The following is a 1208-nucleotide window of genomic DNA, read 5'->3' as shown; positions in this document are numbered from 1 at the left end:
CTATATAGTTTAAGTTGATTATTCGCTTATTGCCGGCATTTGCCAATGCACAACAGATGCGATTATATTATCATAATATCAGTACCCAATAAAGGAGATATTGATGTTATGAGTAGAAGAAAAGTTGAGATAAACATAAAGCATGCAACCTATGAGCAAATTCAGCAGCTTTACCGGGAAACAGGCGATGGAAATCTCAAAATCCGTTACTTGGCTATGCTCAAGTTCATGGAAGGTTACACCAGCCTCAAAGTAGCAGAATTATTGAATACTTCTGATTCCACAGTAAGAGAGTGGCTCAATCGTTATAATGCACTGGGCCTTGACGGTTTGATACCTCAGAAACCTAAGGGCCCCGAATGTTGGCTTAACAAAGAGCAGCTTGCGGAAGTATATCAAGTACTGATGGAATCTCCCAGGGATCATGGTTTCAATAAAAGCAACTGGACTATGCCCCTTTTGAAAATATGGATTAGCAAGCAGTTTGGAGTTAACTATTCTGCAGGAAGCCTGTACGATTTAGTTCACAGAATAGGCTACTCCCTGCAAAGGCCTAAAAAACAGTGCAAGAATGCAGATCCCGAAAAACAGGAAGCTTTCAAAAAGGAGCTTAAGGATTTGGTTGACAATGCTGATGATGATACAGTTATCCTTTATGAGGATGAAGCCATTATCACTGATGAACCAACTACTACTTGCAAATGGGCTCCGATAGGAAAGCAGCCTGTTGTACAAACAAACAGCAAGGGTTCTCGTAAGCGCAAGGTTATCTTTGGTGCGTGCAACCCAAAAACCGGGGAAGTAATTTATTCTACCGAAGAATCCGGAAATTCCGAAAGCTTCGAGGATTTTTTAAAATAAGCTGGCAAAACGTTATGTTAACAAGAGAATTGTTCTTATTCTTGATAATGTAAGGTATCATCATACAAACCGTGTAAAGCAGTTCATTGAAAAACTTACGGACACAAGAATTGAGCTTAAATATTTGCCGCCATATAGTTCTGAGCTGAATGCTATTGAGCATCTTTGGAAAGACATTCGCAAAAATGTAACCCATAACTATTTGTTTGATTGCATACAGCATATTGTTAAGGCTATAGCCAAATACTTCATGAATATCATGAGGAATCCAGCTAAGATAAAGAGGCTTTGCAGCTTTATCTACTAATAATTTACAAAGTATTAGCTGGCATTAGTCATGAATTATA

The 1208-nt window shown here is 38.5% G+C and carries 2 protein-coding genes; both read left to right on the top strand.

What is annotated here, in order from left to right:
- Positions 1-108 precede the first annotated feature (108 nt).
- On the top strand, positions 109-861 hold the full coding sequence (locus VF724_RS21235; RefSeq protein ID WP_371756227.1) for an IS630 family transposase: 753 nt from the start codon (positions 109-111) through the stop codon (positions 859-861).
- A 1-nt stretch (position 862) separates the two neighbouring features.
- Positions 863-1168 carry a transposase gene (locus VF724_RS21230; protein ID WP_371756228.1) on the top strand — a complete coding sequence of 102 codons (306 nt, stop codon included), beginning with the start codon at positions 863-865 and terminating at the stop codon, positions 1166-1168.
- The last annotated feature ends 40 nt before the right edge of the window (positions 1169-1208 follow it).

It is taken from the genome of Ferviditalea candida, assembly GCF_035282765.1.
Taxonomy (GTDB): Bacteria; Bacillota; Bacilli; order Paenibacillales; family KCTC-25726; genus Ferviditalea; species Ferviditalea candida.
Note: the sequence above shows the minus strand (reverse complement) of the source record. Positions and strands in the feature narration are given on the sequence as shown.